Origin of the sequence: Clostridium sp. (genome assembly GCF_050717515.1) — a bacterium.
Lineage (GTDB): Bacteria > Bacillota > Clostridia > Clostridiales > Clostridiaceae > Clostridium_AD.
In genome coordinates this window covers 47,139-71,304 of the sequence record NZ_JBOITL010000013.1, presented here as the reverse complement: position 1 = coordinate 71,304, position 24,166 = coordinate 47,139, and the positions used below count along the sequence as shown (strand labels likewise).

Below are 24,166 nucleotides of genomic sequence, written 5' to 3'. Positions count from 1 at the left end.
TAAATGATTAAATTATTCAGATTTTTAAAACAATACACATTGCAAATAGTGGCAATAGTTGTATTGATTTTTATTCAAGTACTTGCAAACCTATATTTGCCAACACTAACGGCAGATATAGTTGACAAGGGAATAGTGCAAAAGGATGTACTTCAAACTATTTCATTTTTAGGATTTAGAGGCTCCTATAGAGGTGTAGATTATATTCTTAGACTAGGTGGAATTATGCTTTTAATATCACTGGGTGGTGTAATATGCTCAGTTATGGCTTCATTTCTATCTTCAAAAACTGCTGTAGGTTTTGGTAGAATTATTCGAAATAAATTGTTTGCTAAGGTTGAAGGATTTTCGCTGCATGAGTTTGATAAGGTGGGTACTGCCACTCTTATAACAAGAACTACAAATGACGTTACTCAAGTTCAAACAGTAACTGTAATGATTTTTTCTATTATGCTTTTTGCACCTTTAACTGCCCTAGGGGGTATTGTTATGGCGTTAAAAGAGGATGCATCACTAACCTGGATTTTTGCTGTTGTAGTTCCATTACTTGGAATTATTATTGGAGCAACGCTTGCATACGCTATGCCATTATTTAAAGCAATGCAAGTAAAGATAGATAAATTGAATCTTGTATTACGTGAATCACTTACTGGTATTAGGGTTGTACGCGCATTTAACCGTATAGATACAGAAAAGATTAGATTTGATGATGCTAATGCAGACCTTATGGACAATGCTGTAAAAGTAAATAAAATTATGGCGTTTTTAATGCCAATAATGATGTTAATTATGAATGTTACAACAGTTGCTATTATTTGGTTTGGTGGCAAAAGAATAGACGCTGGAAGTATGCAAGTCGGTTCATTGCTTGCATTTATTCAATATGGAATGCAAATTTTATTTGGCTTCTTAATGCTTGCTATGGTATTTATAATGATACCAAGAGCTCAAGCTTCTGCAATAAGAATAAATGAAGTATTAGACATGGAACCGGGAATAGTAGATCCAAAGAAGGAAGTACTTGCTGATAAACAAAGTGGATATGTTGAATTTGCGGATGTTAGCTTTAGCTACCCAGGCGCAGAGCAATCAGCTATCAGTAATATAACCTTTAGTGCAAGCCCCGGAGAAACAACAGCTATTATTGGTGGTACAGGTTCCGGTAAATCTACCTTAGTAAACTTAATACCACGTTTTTATAACGCAGATAGTGGCACAGTATTAGTTGATGGTGTGGATGTACGTGAAATGAGTCAGGAAGCCCTTCGCGTTAAAATAGGCTTTGTTCCTCAAAACACTGTACTCTTTTCTGGAACTATTGCTGAGAATATTAAATATGGTAAGAATGATGCCACATTTGAAGAAATTCAGCATGCAGCCACTGTTGCACAAGCTACAGACTTTGTTAATGGAATGGAAGAAGGTTATGAGCATTTTATTGCCCAAGGAGGAACAAATGTTTCTGGTGGACAAAAGCAACGTCTATCTATAGCACGTGCTCTAGTTAGAAAGCCTGAAATATATATTTTTGACGATAGTTTTTCAGCTCTTGATTTTAAAACTGATGCAAGACTTCGGGCAGCACTTAAAAAGGAAACAGCAAAAGCTACGGTACTTATTATTGCTCAAAGAGTTGCAACCGTTATGGACGCAGATAGAATCATAGTTTTAGATGAAGGTAAAATTGTAGGCATGGGAAATCACAATGAACTTTTAACTAGTTGTAAGGTATACCATGAAATTGTATCTTCACAGCTTTCAGAGGAGGAATTATCATGAGTGAAAACAAAAAAGGAAGTAGATCAGGTGGAGGCATGGGTGGTGGTCCAATGGGATCCTTTGCCGGCCCTATAGTAAAAGCTAAAGACTTTAAAGGAACATTAAAAAGGCTTTTAAGTTATTTAAAGCCACAAAGAGTTAAGTTTATACTAGTATTTATATTTGCAATCATTAGTACTATTTTTTCAATAGTAGGACCTAAAATTTCTGGAAAAGCTATAACTAAACTATTCGAAGGAATAATGAGTAAAATTGGGTTACTTCAGTTGAATATGCAGCAAGATAAAATAGTAGCTGTAATAAAGGCTAATCCTGAAGCTTCAAAGAGTCCCAAAATAGTTGAGGGCCTTACTCAAATTAAAACTGGAATAGCTAAGATAATGGATTTAAATGGTGGCAAGATAGATTTTCATTATATAGAACGTATTATTTTATTATTACTTGCACTATATTTAATAAGCACACTTTTTGGATTTCTTCAACAATATATTATGGCTGGAGTTGCTCAGAAAACTGTTTATAATTTGCGGAAGGATGTTGATGAGAAGCTTTCACGGTTACCTCTTAAGTTCTTTGATGCAAGAACTCATGGTGAGATATTAAGTCGTGTAACAAATGATATTGATAATATCTCAACTACGCTTCAACAAAGTCTTACTCAACTTATTACATCTATTGTTACCATCATTGGTGTTATAATTATGATGCTCACAATAAGCCCACTACTTACACTTGTGGTTATTTTAACATTGCCACTTTATGTTGTGGTAACGGCTTTTGTTGCAAAACGGTCTCAAAAATATTTTGCAGCTCAACAGAAAGAAATTGGAGCGCTTAATGGTCATGTTGAAGAAATGTATACTGGGCATAAAATTGTTAAGGCCTTTGGACATGAGAAGGATTCCATAGAAAAGTTTAAGAATATTAATGATAGACTATACAATTCAGGTTGGAAAGCACAGTTCATATCTGGAATAATAATGCCTATGATGAGATTTGTTAGTAATATAGGATATGTAATAGTTTGTGTTGTTGGTGGTTATTTAGCAACACAAGGAAGAATCACTATTGGTGATATTCAAGCCTTTATTCAATATTCTAGCCAATTTACTCAGCCAATAGTTCAAACTGCAAACATTGCTAATATAATTCAATCAACAGTTGCATCTGCTGAACGTGTTTTTGAGCTTTTAGATGAAATTGAAGAGTTACCTGATGCTGCATCTGCTAAACTCATAGAATTACCTAAGGGAGAAGTTGTGTTTGAAAATGTTGACTTCAGCTATAAAGAAGGAGAATCTCTTATTAGGAACATGAATATTGATGTAAAACAAGGTCATACAATTGCAATTGTTGGGCCAACAGGTGCTGGTAAAACTACACTTGTTAATCTGCTTATGCGATTCTACGAGATAGATGGGGGTTCAATTAAAGTTGATGGAGTGGATATTAGAGACATAAAACGTGGAGAACTACGTAATATGTTTGGTATGGTACTTCAAGATACTTGGCTATTCAATGGTACTATAATGGAAAACATTGCTTATGGTAGAGAGGGAGCAACAAAAGACGAAGTTATGCAGGCAGCAAGAGCAGCCCATGCACATCACTTTATTAAGACTCTTCCTGATGGATATAATACAATATTAAATGAAGAAGCTTCAAATATATCACAGGGTCAAAAACAACTTCTTACTATAGCTAGAGCAATACTTGCAAATCCAACTATTATGATACTTGATGAAGCTACAAGTAGCGTTGACTCAAGAACAGAAGTTTATATACAAAGAGCAATGACAGCGCTTATGGAAAACAGAACAAGTTTTGTAATTGCTCATAGACTTTCTACAATTAGAGATGCAGAGTTAATACTAGTTATGAATAAAGGAAGCATTATTGAGATGGGCAGTCATAATGAACTTCTTGCTCAAAAGGGTTTTTATGAAGATCTTTACAATAGCCAGTTTGCTGGTGCAAACTTAGATAATGAAGTAGTATAAGTAAAATATAATTTTAAATAAGGCTATGTTATCATTATTTTAATGGTAACATAGCCTTATTTAATTATGTTTGTAATAAAAAATTATAGTTATCACTTATAAATTTTAATATAACATTTGCTATTAATGATTGACCATCAATATTTGGATGTATACCATCTTTACATAAAAACTGACTGTAATTGCTGTATTTTAAAAACTCTGTTCTTATATCTATAAGCATAGTATTAGTTTCATTAGCTACCTCTGTAATGATTTTATTATATGAACTATGCCAGTTGAATAGTCTATCCTTTGTACCTAGCCATTGTAAGATGTTTTGCTCAGCAAGAGAATCTTCTTTTGTAATCCATTTGAAGTATTTTAGAGGATCTAGTGGTGGTAGTGTCATAAGTACAGGTAATATGTGATTAACTTTTAATGTATCTATCATTGCACATAGTGTTTCACGATAAGTTGAAATATCAGTATTTGGTTTGTATTCCTCCTCAGGGTTTTTAGCAATATCAGCCCAATTATAGTCACAATCATTACCACCAAACTCTATTAAAACTATATCAGGTGATTTTTTTATGACATCATTATACATCTTACTAACACCCCTCATAATGGTGCTTCCAAATTTACCTGCATTGTATACTTGCCCTTTTATTTTATTTCCAATGATGTTTGTAAAGTTTTCTTTTAAAGTTGCATATTTAGATCTTTCTTCGTCGTAAATAATTCCCTTGGTAATAGAATCACCAAATGCTATAAGAGTATAACTATCTTTTATTTTCATAATTTGCCTCCATAAAATTCAATATTAAGACTAGTAATTTTTTTGTATAATTCATTTAATGTATATTAACAATATACCACATAATTATTAAAGACGCAATACGTAGTTATCAAAACTAGGTAACAAATAAGTAATATTATTATCAGCAAGATATCCTAGAAATATTATCACCAATATTATTTTGCAAAAATGCGGATAATATACAACATAGATGCCACTCGCCATGTGGGTGGCATCTATTATGATAAGAGTTACAAGCATTCCATTTGGGTATTTGTTTAAAACATTTTTAGTATGCTGCATACTATGGGTTATATTTTATCCGAAATATTCTAAATAGAGTGTATCAAAAATAATATTGAGTAATATGTCAAAAAACTAAAACCCTGCAATGGGGTTTTAGTTTTTTTGTTTATTAGATTTTTTTTGATTGTTAGAGTTTAATCCACAGCAACCTAATTTTTTATCACCAAAACTTTCTTCGTTGGCTTTTCCCATGTCTTTAATAAATTTATCGAACCATTGCTTTAAAGACTTCATTAGAACCTCCATTAAAGTAAATTTATATATAACCATTATATATAAATTTACTTTAACACTATTATATGAAGAAAGTATAAAGATATATTATTATATTAATTAACAATACAGGCATATAATTGCATATCAATGCATAAAATTTATATTAATAGAATTGAGAAAATAAGTAACCTAGTTATACAGCCAAGAAAATAAAAGTGGGATACTCTTGAAAAGGAAGTGTTAACACTATCAATAAAAAGTAAGGGGGTAAAAAGTGAAGAAGAAAATATCAATTATGCTTATGACTCTTATGATAGCCTCAATGGGGTTAAGTGGTTGTGGAAAAAAAACAATAGATAAGGTTGCAACGGATAGTGATGTAATTAAAATTGGAGTTTTTGAACCACTAACTGGAGCCAATGCAGGTGGTGGAGCACTAGAAATTGAAGGAATAAAGCTAGCAAATAAGCTATATCCAGAGGTACTAGGAAAGAAAGTTGAACTTGTAATTGTAGATAATAAGTCAGATAAAGTGGAAGCAGCCAATGCAGCTTCAAGATTGGTTACAAAAGAGAAGGTTACAGCAATAATTGGAAGTTGGGGAAGTTCACTTTCCATGGCAGCTGGAGATATAATTAAAAAAGCACAGATTCCAACCATGGGAACTTCTTGTACTAATCCACTTGTTACAAAGGGTAACGATTACTATTTTAGAGTGTGTTTTATAGATCCTTTCCAAGGAACTGTTATGGCAAATTATGCTTATAGCACATTAAAAGCGAAAAAGGTTGCAATTGTTCAAGAAGTATCCAATGATTATGCAATTGGACTTGCAAAATATTTTACAGATTCCTTCAAGAAATTAACAGGAGATCCAGATTCCATTGTTGCGGTAACAAACTACAATACTGGAGATCAAGATTTCACAGCACAACTTACAAACTTAAAAGCTAAGAATCCTGATGTTATTTTTGCACCAGGTAACTTTACTGAATCTGCATTAGTAATAAAACAAGCAAAGCAATTAGGAATAACAGCACCATTTATCGGAGGAGATACTTGGGAAACACCTGCATTTTTAACAATAGGAAAAGAAGCTGTAGAAGGAGCAACATTCTCAACATTCTTTGCTACCGAAAAACCAATTACAAAAGAGTCAGAAAAATTCCTAACAGAGTATAGAAAAGAATATGGTGGAAAAGAACCGGCAGCAGTAACAGCACTTGGTTATGATGCCTATATCATACTTTTAGATGGGATTAAGAGAGCAGGTTCTGCTGACTCAGTTAAATTAAGAGATGAACTTGCAAGGAGTAAAGACTTCCAAGGTGCAGCTGGAGTTATTAATTTTGATGAAAATAGAGATGCAGTAAAGAGTGCTGTAATTAAAGAGGTTAAAGATGGAAAATTTACATTTAAAGAAGTAATAGAACCTAAATAGTAGCAAAATTATACGCTTCCAGACCATGGTGGGAAGCGTATTGCTTTTAATAATGAGTAATAAGGGGGATGACCTATGAACTTAGATACTTTTTTGCAACATCTTACTAACGGGATTTCTCTTGGGAGTTTGTATGCACTTATTGCAATTGGATATACAATGGTTTATGGAATATTAAGACTGATTAACTTTGCGCATGGTGATATTTTTATGATGGCAACATACTTTGCTTTTTATGGAGTAACTAGCTTCATGTTACCTTGGTATTTTTCTTTTTTAATAGCAATAATTTTGACGGGAACACTAGGAATGTTAATTGAAAAAACTGCATATAGACCTCTTCGTGGTGCACCCAAAATTTCAATCATGATTTCTGCTATTGGTGCCTCTTTTCTTTTGGAAAATGTAGCAGTTGTATTGTTTGGAGGAATCCCAAAACCCTTTCCAACTCCAGAAATTTTCGATAAAATGGTTCAAATTGGTAATGTATCTGTACAGAGATTGACTTTTGTCATTCCTGTAGTTACACTTATTCTTTTATTTTTACTATTGTATTTAATTAATCATACAAAGAATGGAATGGCAATGAGAGCTGTTTCCAAGGATTATGAAACAGCGGGACTTATGGGTATAGATGTAAATAAAACAATTTCTTTTACCTTTGGAATAGGATCTATGCTTGCAGCAATTGGGGCATTACTATGGGCTTTAAAGTTTCCGTCGATTTTACCACTTATGGGTGTCATGCCAGGCTTAAAATGCTTTATAGCGGCGGTTATAGGAGGAATAGGAAATATTAAAGGTGCTGTTATTGGAGGTTTTATTTTAGGCATTGGTGAAATTATGCTGGTTGCATTTTTCGGGAATTTATCAGGATATAGAGATGCATTTGCGTTCATATTGCTTATTCTTATACTCTTACTTAAACCAACAGGTATAATGGGCGAAAAAATATCGGAGAAGGTGTAGGATGTGAAAAAGAGAAATTTAATTTTAACAATAATTTCTATAATAATTTTAATAATAGTATTATTTTTTATAGATAGGAATTTAGATGCATATAACACAAGGATATTAAATTTATGTGCTATTTATGTAATCCTTGCACTAAGTATGAATTTGGTGAATGGTTTTACAGGATTATTTTCCCTTGGACATGCTGGGTTTATGGCTGTAGGGGCATACGTTACAGCAATCTTAACAATGTCTGCAGATATGAAAGCTCAAAATTTTTTCTTGGCACCTATCATTAAACCTTTAGCAAACTTAACCTTGCCATTTTTCCCAGCACTGATTATAGCAGGACTTGTTTCAGCTTTTGTGGGATATTTAATTGCAACCCCGGTGCTTAGATTAAAAGGGGATTATTTGGCAATAGCTACTTTAGGTTTTGCAGAAATTATAAGAGTTGTCTTTACAAATACACAAACATTGACAAATGGAGCCTTAGGCTTAAAAGGAATTCCAGATACCACAAATATATGGTGGACTTTTGGAACGGCTGCGGTTACGGTTGCAATAATTACGCTTCTTATAAATAGCTCCTATGGAAGAGCTTTAAAAGCAATACGAGAAGATGAGGTAGCAGCAGAAAGTATGGGAATCAATTTATTTAAACATAAGGTATTGGCCTTTACAATTGGAGCATTTTTTGCTGGCATAGGTGGAGGACTTTTAGGGAATTTGCTCGGAACAATAGATCCAAATATGTTTAGGTTTATCTTAACTTTTAATATACTTCTTATTATAGTACTTGGAGGTATGGGCAGTATTACAGGAAGCATTATTTCTGCTTTCCTTGTAACAATTGCAGGAGAGGCTCTTCGGTTTCTTGATGAAAAGATGGATTTCGGATTTATATCTTTTCAGGGGATACATGGCCTTAGGATGGTAGTATTTTCAGCATTATTAATAATGGTGGTGATTTTTTTTAGGAATGGTCTTATGGGCACAAATGAGTTTAGCTTTGACAAAATATTTAATAAGTTTAGCAAAAAAACGCCTGCAAAAGGAGGCGATGAAACATGTCAAAAGTAACTACAGTATTAAGAATAGAAAATGTAGTGATGCAGTTTGGAGGACTTACTGCAGTAAAGGACTTTAATCTTTGCTTAAATAGTGGTGAAATTGTGGCATTAATCGGACCCAATGGTGCTGGAAAAACTACAGCCTTTAATATGGTTACTGGTGTGTACAAACCAACCTCAGGAAAAATTTATTTTAATAATAAGGATATTACAGGAGTAAGACCAGATTTAATTACTAAAACGGGGATTGCAAGAACCTTTCAAAATATAAGATTGTTTAAGGATCTATCGGTGCTGGATAATGTTCTAATTGGAAATCATTTGAATATTAGATCGAATTTCATGGATGCTATTTTTAGACTTCCGTGGTATAGAAAAGAAGAAAATGGAATGATGGAAAAGTCTCTGAGCTTGCTTAAAAAAGTAGGATTATTAGACTTAAAAGACGAAAAGGCACATTCACTGCCTTACGGAAAGCAGCGACGCTTGGAAATAGCTAGAGCCCTGGCTACGAGCCCCAAAGTTTTGCTTTTAGATGAGCCAGCAGCAGGAATGAATACAAAGGAGTCAGAAGATTTAACACTATTTATTAAACAAATTAGGGAGGAGTTTGATTTAACCATATTTATGATAGAACACCATATGCAGGTTGTAATGGGAATATCGGATAGAATCTACGTTCTTGACTATGGAGTTACTATAGCAGAAGGAACCCCTTATGATATTCAAAATAATGAAAGAGTAATACAAGCATATTTGGGGGTGAGTGAAGAAAATGCTTAAAATTGATAATTTAGTAGTTTCTTATGGTGGAATTGAAGCTTTAAGAGGAGCAAGTATACAGGTTGATGAAGGTAAAATTGTTACCTTAGTTGGTGCCAATGGCGCTGGAAAAAGTACCATGCTTCGGTCTATTGTAGGACTTGTGAAACCTAAAAGTGGGACAATTCAATATGAATATAAAGATTTAATGCTGATTAAACCTCAAAATATAGTTCGGCATGGAATCACTTTGGTTCCAGAGGGCAGAAGGGTTTTTGCAGACCTTACGGTGCTTGAAAACCTAAAATTAGGTGCATTTTCAAGAAAAGATGAAAAGGGAATTAAGGAAGACATGGACCGAGTATATACTCTTTTTCCACGCCTTAAAGAAAGAACCTGGCAACAAGCAGGAACATTATCTGGTGGAGAGCAGCAAATGCTAGCAATTGGAAGAGCGTTAATGTCCAGGCCAAAGTTACTCATGATGGATGAACCTTCATTAGGGCTGGCACCTTTAATTATTAAAGATGTTTTTAATATTATTAAAGAGATTAATAAGCAAGGTGTGACAATACTTTTAATCGAACAAAATGCCAATGCCGCTTTGCATATAGCAGACACCGGATATGTTATAGAAACTGGGAGAATTATCATTAAAGGAACTGGAAAAGAGTTATTGTGTAATGAAGATGTAAAGAAGGCTTATTTAGGGGAAAGTGTACATGCATAAACATAAAATTAGAGTAAAGTTAAAAAGCAAGTGGAGTATATCTACTTGCTTTTTAATACTGCAGCGACAGGTGGACAAGGCACAACATCGTGCCAATTGTCATCTGGGTGGTACTTACTTCTTGTATATGGCAATGCCTGAAGAATTTGGACCTAAAAAGGTGACGCCTAGGAATTCATTATCATCTACCATACGTCTAAAAAGCTTACCAATCTTCTTCCTTTGAGATAAGGAGACATTACTCCAAAAGTCCGTTAAGAGGTCTGCAAATTGGAACTTACCACTAATGGTATTTATGTTCACCCTAATTAAATTCAATATATCATCTTCAGTAAGATTATCTTTTAATATTATGTTTTTTTCATCATCACTAATATTTTTAATTTCATTTCTAATAATATCAGTTAAGTATTGGCCTATGCCCATATAGCCCTTTGTTTTTTTTATATGTTCTAACAATTTTAACTCATCCTCAGTTAGGCGTATACGTACATTAAATTCCTGCATTTTGAATCACCTCTTCAACTATTATAGTATATTGTAAAAGGGTACGCAACCATGAAATATATGGAGAATACTAAAGATATCCCACCATAATAAGCGAATATTGTGTTTACAAACATTGATAAAACCTTCTCGGGGTTATATAATGTTATTACAGGTTGCATAACCTTTGGTAACGTTATTTTTATATAGACATTTATAATTACATTATATTGTACGTTAAATGCCTGAAAGAAAACGTATTCATACCATCTAAAAGACATTGCTTTTTTTATATTTATAACTAAATTATATAAGGAGGAGTACAAATGAAAAAAATAGGATTACTTCCTAGACTTATTATAGCTATAATCTTAGGTATCTTTTTAGGAAATATACTTCCAGAAACAGGGATAAGGCTTTTCGCAACATTCAATGGATTATTTGGTCAATTTTTAGGGTTCGCTATACCCCTTATAATTATAGGGTTCGTAGCACCGGGTATAGGTGATCTTGGCACTGGAGCTGGTAAAATTCTAGCTATAACAGCAGGATTAGCTTATGGTTCTACTGTAATTGCTGGATCATTGGCATATTTTGCAAACGTTACTATTCTTCCAATATTTTTAAAACCTGGATCACTAGGAGCAGGTTTTGGTAAAGGCGAGTTAGCTAAAGCATTTATTAATATTAAAATACCACCTCTAATGGATGTAATGACGGCGTTAGTTATGGCCTTTACACTAGGTATAGGAATTGCTGTAATAAAATCTACTGCCATAAAGAGTGTTATGAAGGAATTCCAAGATATTATAACTAAACTAATTACTGGCATAGTAATTCCATTACTTCCTATATACATTATGGGTACTTTTGCAAACATGACTTATGCTGGTCAAGTTGCTTCTATATTAAAAGTATTCTCAAAAGTATTTATTTTAGTGCTTATAATTCACTTTACAGTAATTGTACTTCAATATTTAATTGCTGGAATGATAGCTGGTGCTAATCCATTTAAATTAATTAAGACAATGATTCCTGCATATTTAACAGCTATAGGAACTCAATCATCTGCAGCAACTATTCCAGTTACTCTCGCTCAAGCTAAAAAAAATGGAGTAAATGATGGAGTAGCAGACTTTGTAGTACCACTTTGTGCAACTATACATCTTTCCGGTAGTACAATAACACTAGTTAGTTGCTCCCTTGCAATAATGATGTTAAATGGCATGAATTATAGTTTCGGAACTTTCTTTGGATTTATCCTAGCCTTAGGCGTTACAATGGTAGCTGCGCCTGGGGTTCCTGGTGGAGCTGTTATGGCAGCACTTGGACTACTTCAAAGTATGCTTGGGTTTAATGAGCAATTAACATCCCTTATGATTGCTCTATACTTAGCTCAAGATAGTTTTGGTACTGCTTGTAACATAACTGGTGATGGAGCCATTGCAATATTAATAAATAAAATAACAGGGCATAAGCTTTTTGAACAAAAAAATGGAAATGTAAAAGAAGAGAATGTTGTTGCTTAAAGGTTATATATAATTGCATACATTAAAAAAAGAAGACTATCCTGCTAAAAAAGCAAGGTAGTTTTCTTTTGCTTAATATTAATATCATATTAGAATCAACAAAATTGAAAATTCATTGTATAACTTAGCAGGACTTTTTGCTAATAATAAAGAATATAATAGACAATAGTATTTGGAAATATAAGCATATTAAAAAATGTTATTGTACATGATCTGTGTATTATTATATAAAAGGAGTGAAAATTTATGAAAACACTTATTGTTTATGCTTCTAAACATGGTGCTACTGAGAGTTGTAGTAAAGCTTTAAAAAATAAGCTCCATGGGGAAGTTGTTATTGCAAATATAAAAAAGGACATAATTCCTGATTTGAATTCATTTGATAACATTGTTATTGGTGGCTCAATCTATGCAGGAAGAATTCAAAAGGAAATAAGAGAATTTTGTTTCAAAAATGCTAATACTTTAGAAAATAAAAAAATAGGCGTTTTTGTATGTTGTATGAGTGAAGGGGAAAAAGCAATATCGCAGTTGAATGATAGTATGCCAAATGAATTAATGTCTAGGGCTATAGCTAAAGAACATTTTGGAGGAGGCTTCACATTTAGTAAAATGAATTTTTTTGAAAAATTTATAATTAAGATGGTATCTAAAAAAGAGAAGAATGCTGTTAAAGTAAATATTAATAAAGATGTTTTAAATATACATGAAGATAACATTAATAGATTTGCGCAATTAATGAATAACAAATAGTCTTTAATTAAATTTTGAAAGTTGGAGGGATAAATATGATTAAAAAGAAAAAAATAATAAAAGAAATTAGAAACTGGATTTTCCCTATTTTAGGAGCATTTCTTATAGCCTCACTTATTAATAGTAAAGTTTTTGCAAAGGTTCAAGTACAACAAAACTCTATGGAAAATACATTATATAGCAGTCAGCAATTAATAGTAGATAAGCTCAGTTATAACTTTGTGAGGCCTAATAGAGGAGATATCATTATATTTCTTGAAAATGGGCAGAGAGGAACTATTATTGATGATACTGTAATATTTGTAAATAATATAAAGTCGATATTTACAAATACTGACAATGATAAAAGATTGGTAAAAAGAGTAATTGGCATTCCTGGGGATGAAGTCAACATAAAAGATGGATATGTTTTTGTAAATGGTGAAAAACTTAATGAACCATATGTAAAAGGTGAAACTTTTAGTGCTGAACTTAATTTCCCAATTAAGGTGCCTGTAAATAAATTATTTGTATTGGGTGATAACAGACCTGTTAGTAAAGATAGCAGAGAATTTGGGGTAATCAATTATAATCAAATTGAAGGTAAAGCAGTATTTAGAGTTTTTCCCTTTAATAAAATAGGAACTATTAAATAAAATCCTGAAGTGAAAAATACTATTCTGTTGATAGAATAGTATTTTTTATGCTGTTTAATAATTAAAAGTTGTATAATAAAATGGTAAGCTACATAGATTAAAATAATTAAAAAAATGGAGAAATAAATAGTTACATAATGAAAGGAGCATTAAGCTGATGTATAGTTTTAAAAATGATTATAGTGAAGGAGCTCATCCCAATATATTGAAAGCACTAATGGAATCAAATATGGAGCAGACGGAGGGATATGGGGAAGATAAATATTCTTTAGCTGCTATTACATTACTAAAGGATAAATTGAAGTGTAATGAGGTTGATATACATATGTTTTGTGGTGGAACTCAAACAAACCTTACTGCAATTTCTGCGTTTTTAAGACCACATGAGGCTGTCATTTCAGCCAGTACTGGTCATGTATTAGTTCATGAGACTGGTGCTATTGAAGCAACTGGTCATAAAGTTATTTCTATAAAAGTAGATGATGGAAAACTTAAGCCTATTCATATAAAAATGGTACTTGAAGAGCACACTGATGAGCATATGGTAAAGCCTAAGATGGTTTACATTTCAAACCCAACAGAAATAGGGTCTGTATATAACAAACAAGAATTAAAGGATTTAAGTGGGTGTTGCAAATCTAACAATATGATTTTATACCTTGATGGTGCTAGACTAGGCTGCGCAATATGCTCAAAAGGGAATGATGTTGAGCTTTCAGATTTGCCAAAGCTAACGGATGCTTTTTATATAGGCGGAACTAAAAATGGTGCATTAATGGGAGAAGCTCTTGTTATTTGCAGAGAGTCGCTTAAAGAAGATTTTAGATTTCATATTAAGCAAAAGGGTGGATTACTTGCAAAGGGAAGGCTAATTGGTATACAGTTTTTGGAGCTATTTAAAGAGAATATTTTTTTTGATTTGGCAAAACATGCAAATGATATGGCGCAGCTATTAAAAACAGGAATTAGTAAATGTGGATATGAGTTTTTAATAGATTCACCAACAAATCAAATATTTCCAATACTTCCCAATAAAATAATCGAAAAGCTTAAGGAAAAGTATTCCTTTTATATATGGCAAAAAATTGATGAGGATAATTCTGCTATTCGGTTAGTAACTTCTTGGGCTACAGCAGAAGAGGCTATTAAGTCATTTATAGATGATATTACCATATTTATGAATGAATTTTATGTGGTATAATGTAAGTTGTTAATGAAATAAGGAGGTTTTTCAATGGCAATACTTACATCTATTAAGGATGCATTAAACGCGCAACAATATAAATCCGAGATTGAGAAATTAATCGAGGAAAATAAAAATTTGAGATATATAAAACTAACTCCAACACAACTCGGAATGAGCCAAGTTTTAGCTAAAACTAAAGAACTTGAGTTGGAGATTGAAGAATATGATAAGCTAATTGAAACAAAAACAAAAGCCATAGAAGAATTAAATAGGGAATATAAGAGCCAAGCTGTATATCAAACCAAAGAATTTGAAGAGAAATCAAATGAATATGATAATTTGATCCGTCTAAAGGCTAAGGATTTTGAAGACAAAAGTGCGGAATATGATGATTTAATAACAACCAAAAGTGAAGAATATAATAGTTTAATGCAAGTAAAGGGTAAAGAACTGGAAGATAAAAAAGCAGAATACGATGACTTAATTGGAACCAAAAGTCAAGAATATGATAATTTAATTGAATTAAAAGGCAAAGAAATGCAAGAAAAAAGTACAGAATATAATGAATTTATTGAAAGAAAAAACAGTGAATATGAAGAGTTAACTAAACAAAAGGCAGAGGAACATAAGCTGAAAGTGAATGAATATGAAGTTTTAATAGTCAGTAAAATAAAATCTATTGACGAAATTAATTTGGAATATAATAATGTTAAAACATCTGTAGATAGCTTAAAGTCTGAAATTATAACTTTAGATGATGATATTCTAATGCAAAGTTATGGGGTTTATAAGCCTGAATATAATTTAATGAATTCAATAAAAGGTGCTACAATGCTTCAGGATCTTAGAGAAAAGCAAAGATCTATGGTTAAATCCAAAGAAGCTATAGAATTTAAGCAATGGATTGTCAATGGCAGCATAAAAGAAGGTAATGAAGTAGTTGATGATATGACAGAGGATATGATTAAACTAGTCCTTAGGATTTTTAATGACGAGTGCGACTCTATTATTGATAAGGTGAAATTTAGTAATATAGAAGTAATAGAAAATAGAATTAAAATATTCTTCGAAGATTTAAATAAGTTTTCTAATTTAACACAAGTTAAAATAGTCCCTAAATATCTTAATACCAAACTAGAAGAACTTTACGTTACTTATGAATATAAACTAAAGCAGCAGGAAGAAAAGGAAGAGCAAAGTAGAATTAAATAATGCAGCTTAATTTGTTGGTTAAAGAAAAACGCCTTTGTAATATAAAATTACAAGGGCGTTTTTCTATTATGTCATGAAAAATGCTGATGACCGCTTGAATAAAAAATAAATGATATTTTGTAGCCTGGGCTACATCAAATAATGAAAAATTCTGATATATTATAAATATACATATTTTATTATAAGGGGGTATTTTTATGATTAAACTAATCGGTATCTTGATCATTGTAATAGGGTTTATGTGGAAGAAGGATACTATTGCAGTAGTAGTTGTAGCAGGAATAACTACTGGACTAGTATCTGGTATACCTTTTAACAAAGTAGTGGAAATTTTGGGTCGAGCATTTGTTGAAAATAGGTATATGTCGGTGTTTATAATTTCTTTACCTGTAATAGGTCTACTAGAAAGATATGGTCTTCGAGAAAGAGCTGCATATCTTATAGGTAAAATAAAATCTGTAACTGTTGGAAAATTAACTTCTCTTTATTTGATCATTAGAACTCTTGCAGCTATGTTTGGAATAAGATTAGGTGGACATGTTCAGTTCATAAGACCTTTAATTCTACCAATGGCTGAGGGTGCTGCAGAAGCTAGATACAAAGTTATTGATAAAGAGGATTCTCAAACGATAAAAGGGTTAGAAGCTGCTGTTGAAAATTACGGTAACTTTTTTGGACAGAATTTTTTTGTAGCTTCCGGTGGTGTTCTTTTGATTGTTGGTGTTTTAAAAGAATTAAAATATACTGTTGAGGCAATTGATATAGCAAAGGCATCGTTACCAATTGCAATTATTATTATGTTAATTGGTAGTATTCAATTTTTCTATTACGATAAAAAGTTCGATAAAAAATATAATGTAAATAAAAATAGCAAATCTACAAAAGGGGGTGGATTTGATGCTTAAAACTACATTGACCGAACTTCTTTATACCTTTTGTGGCCTAATTTGTTTTATAACTGTGTATTTTACTCTTAAAGATAAAAAACATCAATCTAAAATTCCAACATCTTTATTTTGGGGTATTCTTGGATTTATATTTGTATTCAGTAGAATAGGTGATTTGTGGGGTAATAAATCTTTTAGAATTCCAGACCTATTCATTGGATATTTAGTTATTGGACTTGCTGTTCTTTCAGCAATTAAAAAAGTTAAAATTGGTAGTTTTAATGAATCTACTAAAGAATTTAAGCAGAAGATGTCTCAAAAAATAGGTAATAAGATTTTCTTGCCAGCTCTAGCTTTAGCAATATTCACATTTGCTATTGCACAAGTATTTACAGTCCAATTGGGATCGCTAGTAGCACTAGGACTTGCAACATTAATTGCAACTTTATGGGCTATCCTTATGACAAAGGGCAAACCTGCGGAAATCGCAGATGATGGAAGAAGATTATTAGAAATGGTTGGACCAGTTAGTATGCTTCCACAGCTGTTAGCAGCATTAGGTGCTGTGTTTGCTGCAGCCGGCGTTGGTGATGTAGTAGCAAATGGAATAAAAACAATTATACCACAAGGAAATATATTAGCTGGGGTTATTGCATACTGTGTTGGCATGGCTTTATTTACCGCAATAATGGGCAATGGGTTCGCTGCATTTGCAGTTATTACAGCTGGGATTGGAGTTCCCTTTGTAATAGCTCAAGGAGGAAATCCTGCAATAGTTGCAGCGCTAGGACTCACTGCAGGATTCTGTGGAACTCTTTTAACTCCAATGGCAGCCAACTTTAATATTGTTCCAACAGCAATACTTGAAATTGAAGATACAAAATATGGAGTAATAAAATACCAAGCACCAGTTGCATTAACTATGCTTGTTATTCATATAGGATTAATGTATTTCTGGGCATTTTAATAAAAGTGTATAAAAAAATAACTAATGAGGTGATAACATGAAAGTATTAATAACAGGATTTGATCCCTTTGGAGGGGAAAAGATTAATCCATCCTTTGAAGCAGTAAGAAAATTAGAGGATGTAATTGCAGGTGCTGAAATTGTGAAGCTTGAAATACCAACAGTGTTTAATAAATCTATTACTGAACTTGAAAAGGCAATAATTAAAGAAAATCCAGACATAGTGATTTGTGTTGGTCAAGCTGGTGGTAGATTTGATTTAACTATAGAAAGAGTTTCAATTAATGTAGATGATGCAAGGATTCCAGATAATGAGGGAAATCAATTTATTGATAAAGAAATTTTTGAAGGAGGAGAAAATGCTTATTTTTCAAATCTTCCTATTAAAGCAATGGTAGAAGAGATTCGAAAAGGCGGTATTCCAGCCTCTCTTTCTAATAGCGCAGGTACATTTGTATGCAATCATATAATGTATGGATTACTTCATTTAATTCATACGAAATACCCAGCAGTAAGAGGTACTTTTATCCATGTTCCATTTATTCCAGCACAAGTAATGAGTAAGGCTAATACTCCGTATATGGAGCTTGAGAAAATCACACAGGGGTTAACGTTAGCAATAAAAGCAGCAGTTGAAAATAAAGAAGATATAAAAGCTGTGCTTGGTACTATATGCTAATGAATATTCAATTTGAATAAAAAGATTTTCGTTTATGGAAGTTTATTAGAAAACTTTTATAATTATAATAAGTATTTGGCTTTAAAAGTAGAAAAAATGAACTATGGAAAAGTGCTGGGTAAACTATATCACTTGAAAAACAAAGGATATCCTGCCATGATAAGGGGAAATGATTTTATATATGGTGAAATCTTTGAACTATATGATTGGGAGAGGACAGTGGCAAGATTAGATGAACTTGAAGGTTATTTCGGAGATGGAAATTCTGATAATATGTATAATAAAACTCTAATTGAAGTAGAGGTATTACCAGGAAAATCTAAGGAGTTAGCTTATGTATATATGTATAATTGTAAAGATGAATTGGAATTATCAAAAGAAATCTATTTGCCAGAGGGCAATTGGAGAAACTTTATGGAGAAATCCAACAAATAAAACAATATAAATGAACTATTTCTATATATTTATATAGGGATGGTTCATTTTTTTATATATTAACTATTTATAAAAATATAAAAAACAATGAAACAAAATTTTAATGATATAATAAAATCATATTAGAAATTTATATGTTTTCAAAAGATTAGAGATAGAGATAGCAAAATCTTATTATAGTATATATTTAGGAGGAAATCCATGTATGAGAAGTTTTTTGAGTCTGATCGACAAGCGATAATGCGAGATTATTTTTTGAATACTCTCAGTAAGCTTGGTCAAATAAATAAATATAATAAAAATGAATTATTAAATTTGGATTCTGAACTTCAGGTAGGAATTGTGTTAAAAGGTGTTGTAACACAAAGTGTTATTAGCTTAAATGGGCATGAAAAAATCTTGTATTTTATTCGAAGTGGAGAAATAGTAGGTGAAATGATTTATTTTTGTGGAGGCATGGATTCCATTGTTTCAACGGCAAAGGAATATGTAGAAATCTCAATTATAAGCCATGAGGTCTTAGAAAGAGAACTAAGCTTGAAACCACAAATTTATAGATATTTTATGCATAGTATGACAAGAAAGTTTAGAATTGTTATGCTTCAGCTTACTAATAAAATTTTTAATGATGCGAGGGGGCAACTTGCGGACGCACTATTAAGGTTATCTTCTACAGCAGAGGTAGATAGTGAAGGATTTGTTACATTGAATCGTATGCTTACCCATGAGGAACTATCAAATATCATAGGTTGTTCAAGAATAACAGTTACTAGATGTTTAAATGATTTTTTGAAAGATGGAGTTATATGTTATGATGCTAAAAAAATTATAATCAATAAACCAGAGGTGTTAAAAACATATATTGAACTTGTTGTTGAAGAGTAAAGAAAGTAAAGGAACAATCTTAAAAAGAAACTTATTAAAGTTTTTTTTTATTTGAAAAGAAAGGAATTGTTAATGCTTAGTCGAAATAGATATATAACTAATAAAATATTTAGGAGGCAGTTATTATGAATTTATTGATTTTAGCCCCAATTTGTTCCATATTAGCACTTGCTTTTGCTGGATATCTTACATATAAAGTATTGAAAGAAGATGAAGGAACGGAGCAAATGAAAAAGATTGCGGCTGCTATTAGAGAAGGTGCAGATGCCTATTTAAAAAGGCAGTACACAGGAGTAGCTCTTTTCTTTGCAGTTATGTTTGTAATCCTAGGAATACTTGCAGCATTTGGGTTGCTTACCCCTTTTGTACCTTTTGCATTTATAAGTGGAGGCTTTTTTTCAGGTCTTTCAGGCTTTATAGGAATGAAAATTGCCACCCGTGCAAATGTTAGAACTACACATGCAGCTGGAAAAAGTCTTAACAGTGCTTTAAAGGTTGCTTTTTCAAGTGGTGCAGTAATGGGGCTTACTGTTGTAGGTCTTGGACTTCTTGATATTAGCATTTGGTATTATTTATTGGATTTTTTCTATAGAAATTTAGGCGAGGCAGCGAGAATTCAAAATATAACTAGTGCAATGATTACCTTTGGAATGGGAGCTAGCTCAATGGCATTATTTGCACGCGTCGGTGGAGGTATTTTCACTAAAGCCGCAGACGTAGGCGCAGATCTTGTTGGTAAACTTGAAGCAGGAATTCCAGAGGATGACCCAAGAAATCCTGCAGTTATAGCTGATAATGTTGGAGACAATGTTGGTGACGTAGCTGGTATGGGTGCGGATCTTTACGAATCCTATGTTGGGTCAATAGTATCCACTGCTGCCCTTGCTGTAGCAGCTGGACTAGGAGTTAAAGGTGTAACAATTCCTATGACTATAGCGTCAATTGGTGTAGTTGCATCTATTATTGGAACCTTCTTTGTTAAATCAGGGGAGAAAACTGAGCAAAAAGGTCTTTTAGCAGCTCTTAGGCGAGGGGTCTATGTAAGTTCTGCAATAATTGCAATACTAACCTTCTTCTTAGTTTGGAATGTACTTGGATGGGAGCACATAGGAGTTTATCTTGCCATATTAAGTGGGCTTATAGCAGGGAATTTAATTGGCTTTTGTACAGAGTACTTTACATCAGATACGTACACGCCTACTAAAAAGCTAGCTGAAACAACAACTACTGGTGCAGCCACTGTTATAATAGGTGGTCTATCCCTTGGAATGATGTCTACTTTCCTTCCTGTTATAATAGTAGCCATGGCAATAGCCGCTAGTTTTTATTTTGCTGGAGGGTCAGTAGATTATAATATGGGCTTATATGGTGTGGGAATAGCTGCAGTAGGTATGCTTAGTACACTAGGTATAACATTAGCTACGGATGCTTATGGTCCTGTAGCAGATAACGCTGGTGGTATTGCAGAAATGACTCATCAGAAGCCTATAGTACGAGAAAGAACAGATGCTCTTGATTCTTTAGGAAATACTACAGCAGCTACAGGCAAAGGCTTTGCTATAGGTTCCGCAGCGCTAACAGCTCTTGCGCTAATAGCAGCTTATAGAGATCAAGTTGAAATTATTGTAAAAAAAGAAAATTTGGATTTTGTTTTTAACTTATCAATATTAAATCCTCAGGTTCTTATAGGGTTATTTATAGGTGGAATGGTGCCTTTTGTATTTGCAGCATTAACCATGGATGCAGTAGGCAAAACAGCACAACTTATAGTGGTAGAAGTTAGAAGACAATTTAAAGAAATATTGGGACTTATGGAAGGTAGCGCAGAAGCTGACTATGCAACCTGCGTTGATATCTGTACAAAAGCAGCTCAAAAGGAAATGATTATGCCAGCACTACTGGCTATTGTTATTCCAATAGCAGTTGGGCTACTTTTAGGTGTAAATGGTGTGGCAGGACTCCTGGCAGGAGCAACTGTAACAGGCTTTGTACTTGCAGTTATGATGGCAAATTCTGGTGGAGCTTGGGATAATGCCAAAAAGCATATCGAAGCTGGGAACTTTGGCGGAAAAGGATCAGCTTGTCATAAAGCAGCCGTTGTTGGTGACACTGTGGGAGACCCATTTAAGGATACCTCAGGTCCAGCAATAAATATATTGATTAAGTTACTTTCAATGGTATCTATAGTATTTGCAGCATTTATTTTGAAATTCTCAATATTTTAAGTGAATAAAAAGCGGCTCCCTATTAATTTAGGGAACCGTTTTTAAAATTAAAAACTATTTGTTTTTATTAATTTAATATAAGAACAAAGGTATTGAAAATATTTAGTCGAATTAGATATAATGAGTTATAAAATGTTTTGTATATCAATAATTACGAATATGAAAGGATTTTTTTTTATGAATGATAATGAAAATAAAAACAAATATATGGAAATAATGGATATTGATCCATATCTCAGACCCTTTAAAAAAGATATTCAACTAAGAGGGTCAAATTATACTTGTTACAAAGAAAAATTGCTTTCTAATAATCAAACCTTCCAGTCTTTTGCCAGTGGAGACTTATTTTATGGGTTTCATCTAGTACAAGATGGATGGATTTATAGAGAATGGGCTCCGGGAGCTGATGCTCTTTATCTAATTGGAGATTTTAATTATTGGAATCCCAAAACACACCCATTACAAAAAAAAGAAAATGGAAATTGGGAGATTTTTTTGCCGGGGGTACATGCATTAAAACATATGTCCTGTGTTAAGGTAAGGATAGTTGCAAAAAATGTATCAAGAGATAGAATTCCGCTTTACATTAAGCGTACGGTGCAAAACCCTGTTACTCACGATTTTGTAGGGCAAATTTGGAAACCAGATAATGAATTTAAGTGGCAGGATAGTGAATTTCATGTTGATAATAAGAAGCCGTTATTTATATATGAGTCTCATGTAGGCATGGCACAGGAAAAAGAAGGTATGGGTACTTTTAGTGAATTTACAGAAATTACGCTTCCAAGGATAAAAGCTGCGGGCTATAATACAGTGCAGCTTATGGCAGTAATGCAACACCCTTATTATGCCTCATTTGGTTATCAGGTATCTAATTTTTTTGCTGTTTCTTCCTGGTTTGGAACCCCTGAAGAGCTTAAAGTATTAATTAATACTGCCCATGGTATGGGTATTTCCGTATTGCTTGATTTAGTGCATTCCCATTCAATTAAAAATATAGCAGAGGGTATTAATGAGTTTGACGGAACAGATTATCAATTCTTTAATACTGGCGCTTTAGGAAATCATTCAGCTTGGGGTACAAAACTTTTTAATTATGGGAAACCAGAGGTTATTCACTTTCTTTTGTCAAATATTAAGTTTTGGCTGGAGGAGTATCATTTTGACGGTTATAGATTTGATGGTGTTTCTTCCATGTTATATCACCATCATGGGCTTTCTGTAGCCTTTACAAATTACAGTAAATACTTTAGTATGGATACGGATATAGAAGCAATTACTTACCTTCAATTTGCGAACGATTTAATAAGACAAGTGAAACCTAATGCAATAACTATTGCAGAGGATATGAGCGGTATGCCTGGAATGTGTTTGCCAGTAGAGGTTGGTGGTTTGGGTTTTGATTATAGGTTGTCTATGGGAGTACCTGATCTTTGGGTAAAAATGCTTAAAGAGTTGCCAGATGAAAAATGGAGTATGAGTAAGCTATGGTATGAGTTAACTAGTAGAAGACCTGGTGAGAAGAATATAGGTTATTCTGAATCGCATGATCAAGCACTTGTAGGTGATAAGACCTTAATGTTCCGTCTAGGGGACAAGGAAATGTATACTCATATGTCAAAAAATGATGATAATTTAATAATAAGTAGAGCAGTAGAACTTCATAAACTTATTAGATTCATTACCATAATTTTAGGCGGTGAAGGCTATTTGAATTTCATGGGTAATGAATTTGGTCACCCAGAATGGATTGACTTCCCGAGAGAAGGTAACAATTGGAGTTATCATTATGCGAGAAGACAATGGAGTCTAATGGAAAATAAAGAGCTTAAATATGAATATTTATCAAATTTTGATAGAGAAATGTTGAATTTAGTGAAAACCTATAATGTTTTAAGCGCTTGTGATTTACAAAACCTTTGGACTGATGAGCAGCAGAAACTGCTTGCTTTCAGAAAAGGTGGTTTAATATTTTTATTTAATTTTAACCATTGCGAATCTTTCTCAGAATATGAACTACCTACTGGTGAAATAGGTAAATATAAAATTGTTTTTAATAGTGATGAAAAAATATTTGGTGGGCAAGGTAGAATTGCAAGGGATTACATTTACGGTGCAGAAACATTGAAGCATAAGGAAAATAAAACTGGGGTTATAATATACTCACCTAGTAGAACTGTGCTGGTACTAAAGAAAGAGGGGAAATACTTATAATATATTTTATAGATGAGTTTTTCACATTGGA

General features: G+C 32.8%; 22 protein-coding genes. 19 read left to right on the top strand and 3 right to left on the bottom strand.

The window, feature by feature from the left end; all coding sequences use genetic code 11:
• Window positions 1-3: 3 nt before the first annotated feature.
• Both ACREV6_RS03630 and ACREV6_RS03625 read left to right on the top strand, forming a co-directional pair.
• A complete protein-coding gene (locus tag ACREV6_RS03630; RefSeq protein ID WP_431576655.1) occupies window positions 4-1,779 on the top strand; it encodes an ABC transporter ATP-binding protein in 1,776 nt (591 codons plus the stop codon).
• Window positions 1,776-3,779: an ABC transporter ATP-binding protein gene (locus ACREV6_RS03625; RefSeq protein ID WP_431576654.1), complete on the top strand. Its 2,004-nt coding sequence runs from the start codon at window positions 1,776-1,778 to the stop codon at window positions 3,777-3,779. Before ACREV6_RS03630 ends, ACREV6_RS03625 begins: the two co-directional genes overlap by 4 nt.
• Before the next feature lie 64 nt (window positions 3,780-3,843).
• Here the strand turns inward: ACREV6_RS03625 and ACREV6_RS03620 are convergent, their stop codons facing one another.
• Together ACREV6_RS03620 and ACREV6_RS03615 are read right to left on the bottom strand one after the other, a co-directional pair.
• Entirely contained in the window at window positions 3,844-4,560 is a 717-nt protein-coding gene (locus ACREV6_RS03620) for an SGNH/GDSL hydrolase family protein (protein ID WP_431576653.1), read from the bottom strand.
• Between the two features lie 399 nt (window positions 4,561-4,959).
• Window positions 4,960-5,100, bottom strand: a complete 141-nt coding sequence (locus ACREV6_RS03615; protein WP_431576652.1) for an LDCC motif putative metal-binding protein — start codon at window positions 5,098-5,100, stop codon at window positions 4,960-4,962.
• Between the two features lie 256 nt (window positions 5,101-5,356).
• Between ACREV6_RS03615 and ACREV6_RS03610 the strand changes: the two genes are divergently transcribed.
• The 5 genes from ACREV6_RS03610 (at window position 5,357) to ACREV6_RS03590 (ending at window position 10,042) form a co-directional block, all read left to right on the top strand.
• A complete protein-coding gene (locus ACREV6_RS03610; RefSeq protein WP_431576651.1) occupies window positions 5,357-6,523 on the top strand; it encodes an ABC transporter substrate-binding protein in 1,167 nt (388 codons plus the stop codon).
• 75 nt (window positions 6,524-6,598) lie between these two features.
• Window positions 6,599-7,492 (top strand): branched-chain amino acid ABC transporter permease, encoded by an 894-nt coding sequence (locus ACREV6_RS03605; protein WP_431576650.1) that lies wholly within the window; start codon window positions 6,599-6,601, stop codon window positions 7,490-7,492.
• A gap of 3 nt (window positions 7,493-7,495) precedes the next feature.
• Window positions 7,496-8,560, top strand: coding sequence for a branched-chain amino acid ABC transporter permease (locus ACREV6_RS03600; protein WP_431576649.1), 1,065 nt, complete (start codon window positions 7,496-7,498; stop codon window positions 8,558-8,560).
• Window positions 8,548-9,333, top strand: coding sequence for an ABC transporter ATP-binding protein (locus tag ACREV6_RS03595; protein ID WP_431576648.1), 786 nt, complete (start codon window positions 8,548-8,550; stop codon window positions 9,331-9,333). The genes ACREV6_RS03600 and ACREV6_RS03595 overlap by 13 nt, the downstream gene beginning before the upstream one ends.
• A complete protein-coding gene (locus ACREV6_RS03590; protein WP_431576647.1) occupies window positions 9,326-10,042 on the top strand; it encodes an ABC transporter ATP-binding protein in 717 nt (238 codons plus the stop codon). The genes ACREV6_RS03595 and ACREV6_RS03590 overlap by 8 nt, the downstream gene beginning before the upstream one ends.
• 114 nt (window positions 10,043-10,156) lie before the next feature.
• Here the strand turns inward: ACREV6_RS03590 and ACREV6_RS03585 are convergent, their stop codons facing one another.
• Window positions 10,157-10,549 (bottom strand): DUF1413 domain-containing protein, encoded by a 393-nt coding sequence (locus tag ACREV6_RS03585; RefSeq protein WP_431576646.1) that lies wholly within the window; start codon window positions 10,547-10,549, stop codon window positions 10,157-10,159.
• Between the two features lie 305 nt (window positions 10,550-10,854).
• Here ACREV6_RS03585 and ACREV6_RS03580 point away from each other — a divergent pair, with 305 nt between their 5' ends.
• The 12 genes from ACREV6_RS03580 (at window position 10,855) to ACREV6_RS03525 (ending at window position 24,135) form a co-directional block, all read left to right on the top strand.
• A complete protein-coding gene (locus ACREV6_RS03580; RefSeq protein WP_431576645.1) occupies window positions 10,855-12,057 on the top strand; it encodes a dicarboxylate/amino acid:cation symporter in 1,203 nt (400 codons plus the stop codon).
• Window positions 12,058-12,303: 246 nt separating this feature from the next.
• Window positions 12,304-12,810 (top strand): flavodoxin domain-containing protein, encoded by a 507-nt coding sequence (locus ACREV6_RS03575; protein ID WP_431576644.1) that lies wholly within the window; start codon window positions 12,304-12,306, stop codon window positions 12,808-12,810.
• A 38-nt stretch (window positions 12,811-12,848) separates the two neighbouring features.
• Complete coding sequence (gene lepB, locus ACREV6_RS03570) at window positions 12,849-13,445, top strand: signal peptidase I (RefSeq protein ID WP_431576802.1); 597 nt, start codon at window positions 12,849-12,851, stop codon at window positions 13,443-13,445.
• Window positions 13,446-13,602: 157 nt separating this feature from the next.
• A complete protein-coding gene (locus ACREV6_RS03565; protein WP_431576643.1) occupies window positions 13,603-14,646 on the top strand; it encodes a threonine aldolase family protein in 1,044 nt (347 codons plus the stop codon).
• A gap of 33 nt (window positions 14,647-14,679) precedes the next feature.
• On the top strand, window positions 14,680-15,843 hold the full coding sequence (locus tag ACREV6_RS03560; protein WP_431576642.1) for an SNIPE associated domain-containing protein: 1,164 nt from the start codon (window positions 14,680-14,682) through the stop codon (window positions 15,841-15,843).
• Window positions 15,844-16,043: 200 nt separating this feature from the next.
• Complete coding sequence (locus ACREV6_RS03555; protein ID WP_431576801.1) at window positions 16,044-16,748, top strand: DUF969 domain-containing protein; 705 nt, start codon at window positions 16,044-16,046, stop codon at window positions 16,746-16,748.
• Window positions 16,741-17,697, top strand: a complete 957-nt coding sequence (locus ACREV6_RS03550; RefSeq protein ID WP_216276944.1) for a DUF979 domain-containing protein — start codon at window positions 16,741-16,743, stop codon at window positions 17,695-17,697. Before ACREV6_RS03555 ends, ACREV6_RS03550 begins: the two co-directional genes overlap by 8 nt.
• A 37-nt stretch (window positions 17,698-17,734) precedes the next feature.
• Window positions 17,735-18,376 (top strand): pyroglutamyl-peptidase I, encoded by a 642-nt coding sequence (gene pcp / locus ACREV6_RS03545; protein WP_431576641.1) that lies wholly within the window; start codon window positions 17,735-17,737, stop codon window positions 18,374-18,376.
• Between the two features lie 12 nt (window positions 18,377-18,388).
• Window positions 18,389-18,811: a gamma-glutamylcyclotransferase family protein gene (locus tag ACREV6_RS03540; RefSeq protein WP_431576640.1), complete on the top strand. Its 423-nt coding sequence runs from the start codon at window positions 18,389-18,391 to the stop codon at window positions 18,809-18,811.
• Window positions 18,812-19,012: 201 nt separating this feature from the next.
• On the top strand, window positions 19,013-19,696 hold the full coding sequence (locus tag ACREV6_RS03535) for a Crp/Fnr family transcriptional regulator (protein ID WP_431576639.1): 684 nt from the start codon (window positions 19,013-19,015) through the stop codon (window positions 19,694-19,696).
• A gap of 125 nt (window positions 19,697-19,821) precedes the next feature.
• The gene (locus ACREV6_RS03530) at window positions 19,822-21,921 is read left to right on the top strand and encodes a sodium-translocating pyrophosphatase (RefSeq protein ID WP_431576638.1); all 2,100 of its coding nucleotides are present in this window, start codon (window positions 19,822-19,824) and stop codon (window positions 21,919-21,921) included.
• Window positions 21,922-22,098: 177 nt separating this feature from the next.
• Window positions 22,099-24,135 carry an alpha-amylase family glycosyl hydrolase gene (locus tag ACREV6_RS03525; protein WP_431576637.1) on the top strand — a complete coding sequence of 679 codons (2,037 nt, stop codon included), beginning with the start codon at window positions 22,099-22,101 and terminating at the stop codon, window positions 24,133-24,135.
• The last annotated feature ends 31 nt before the right edge of the window (window positions 24,136-24,166 follow it).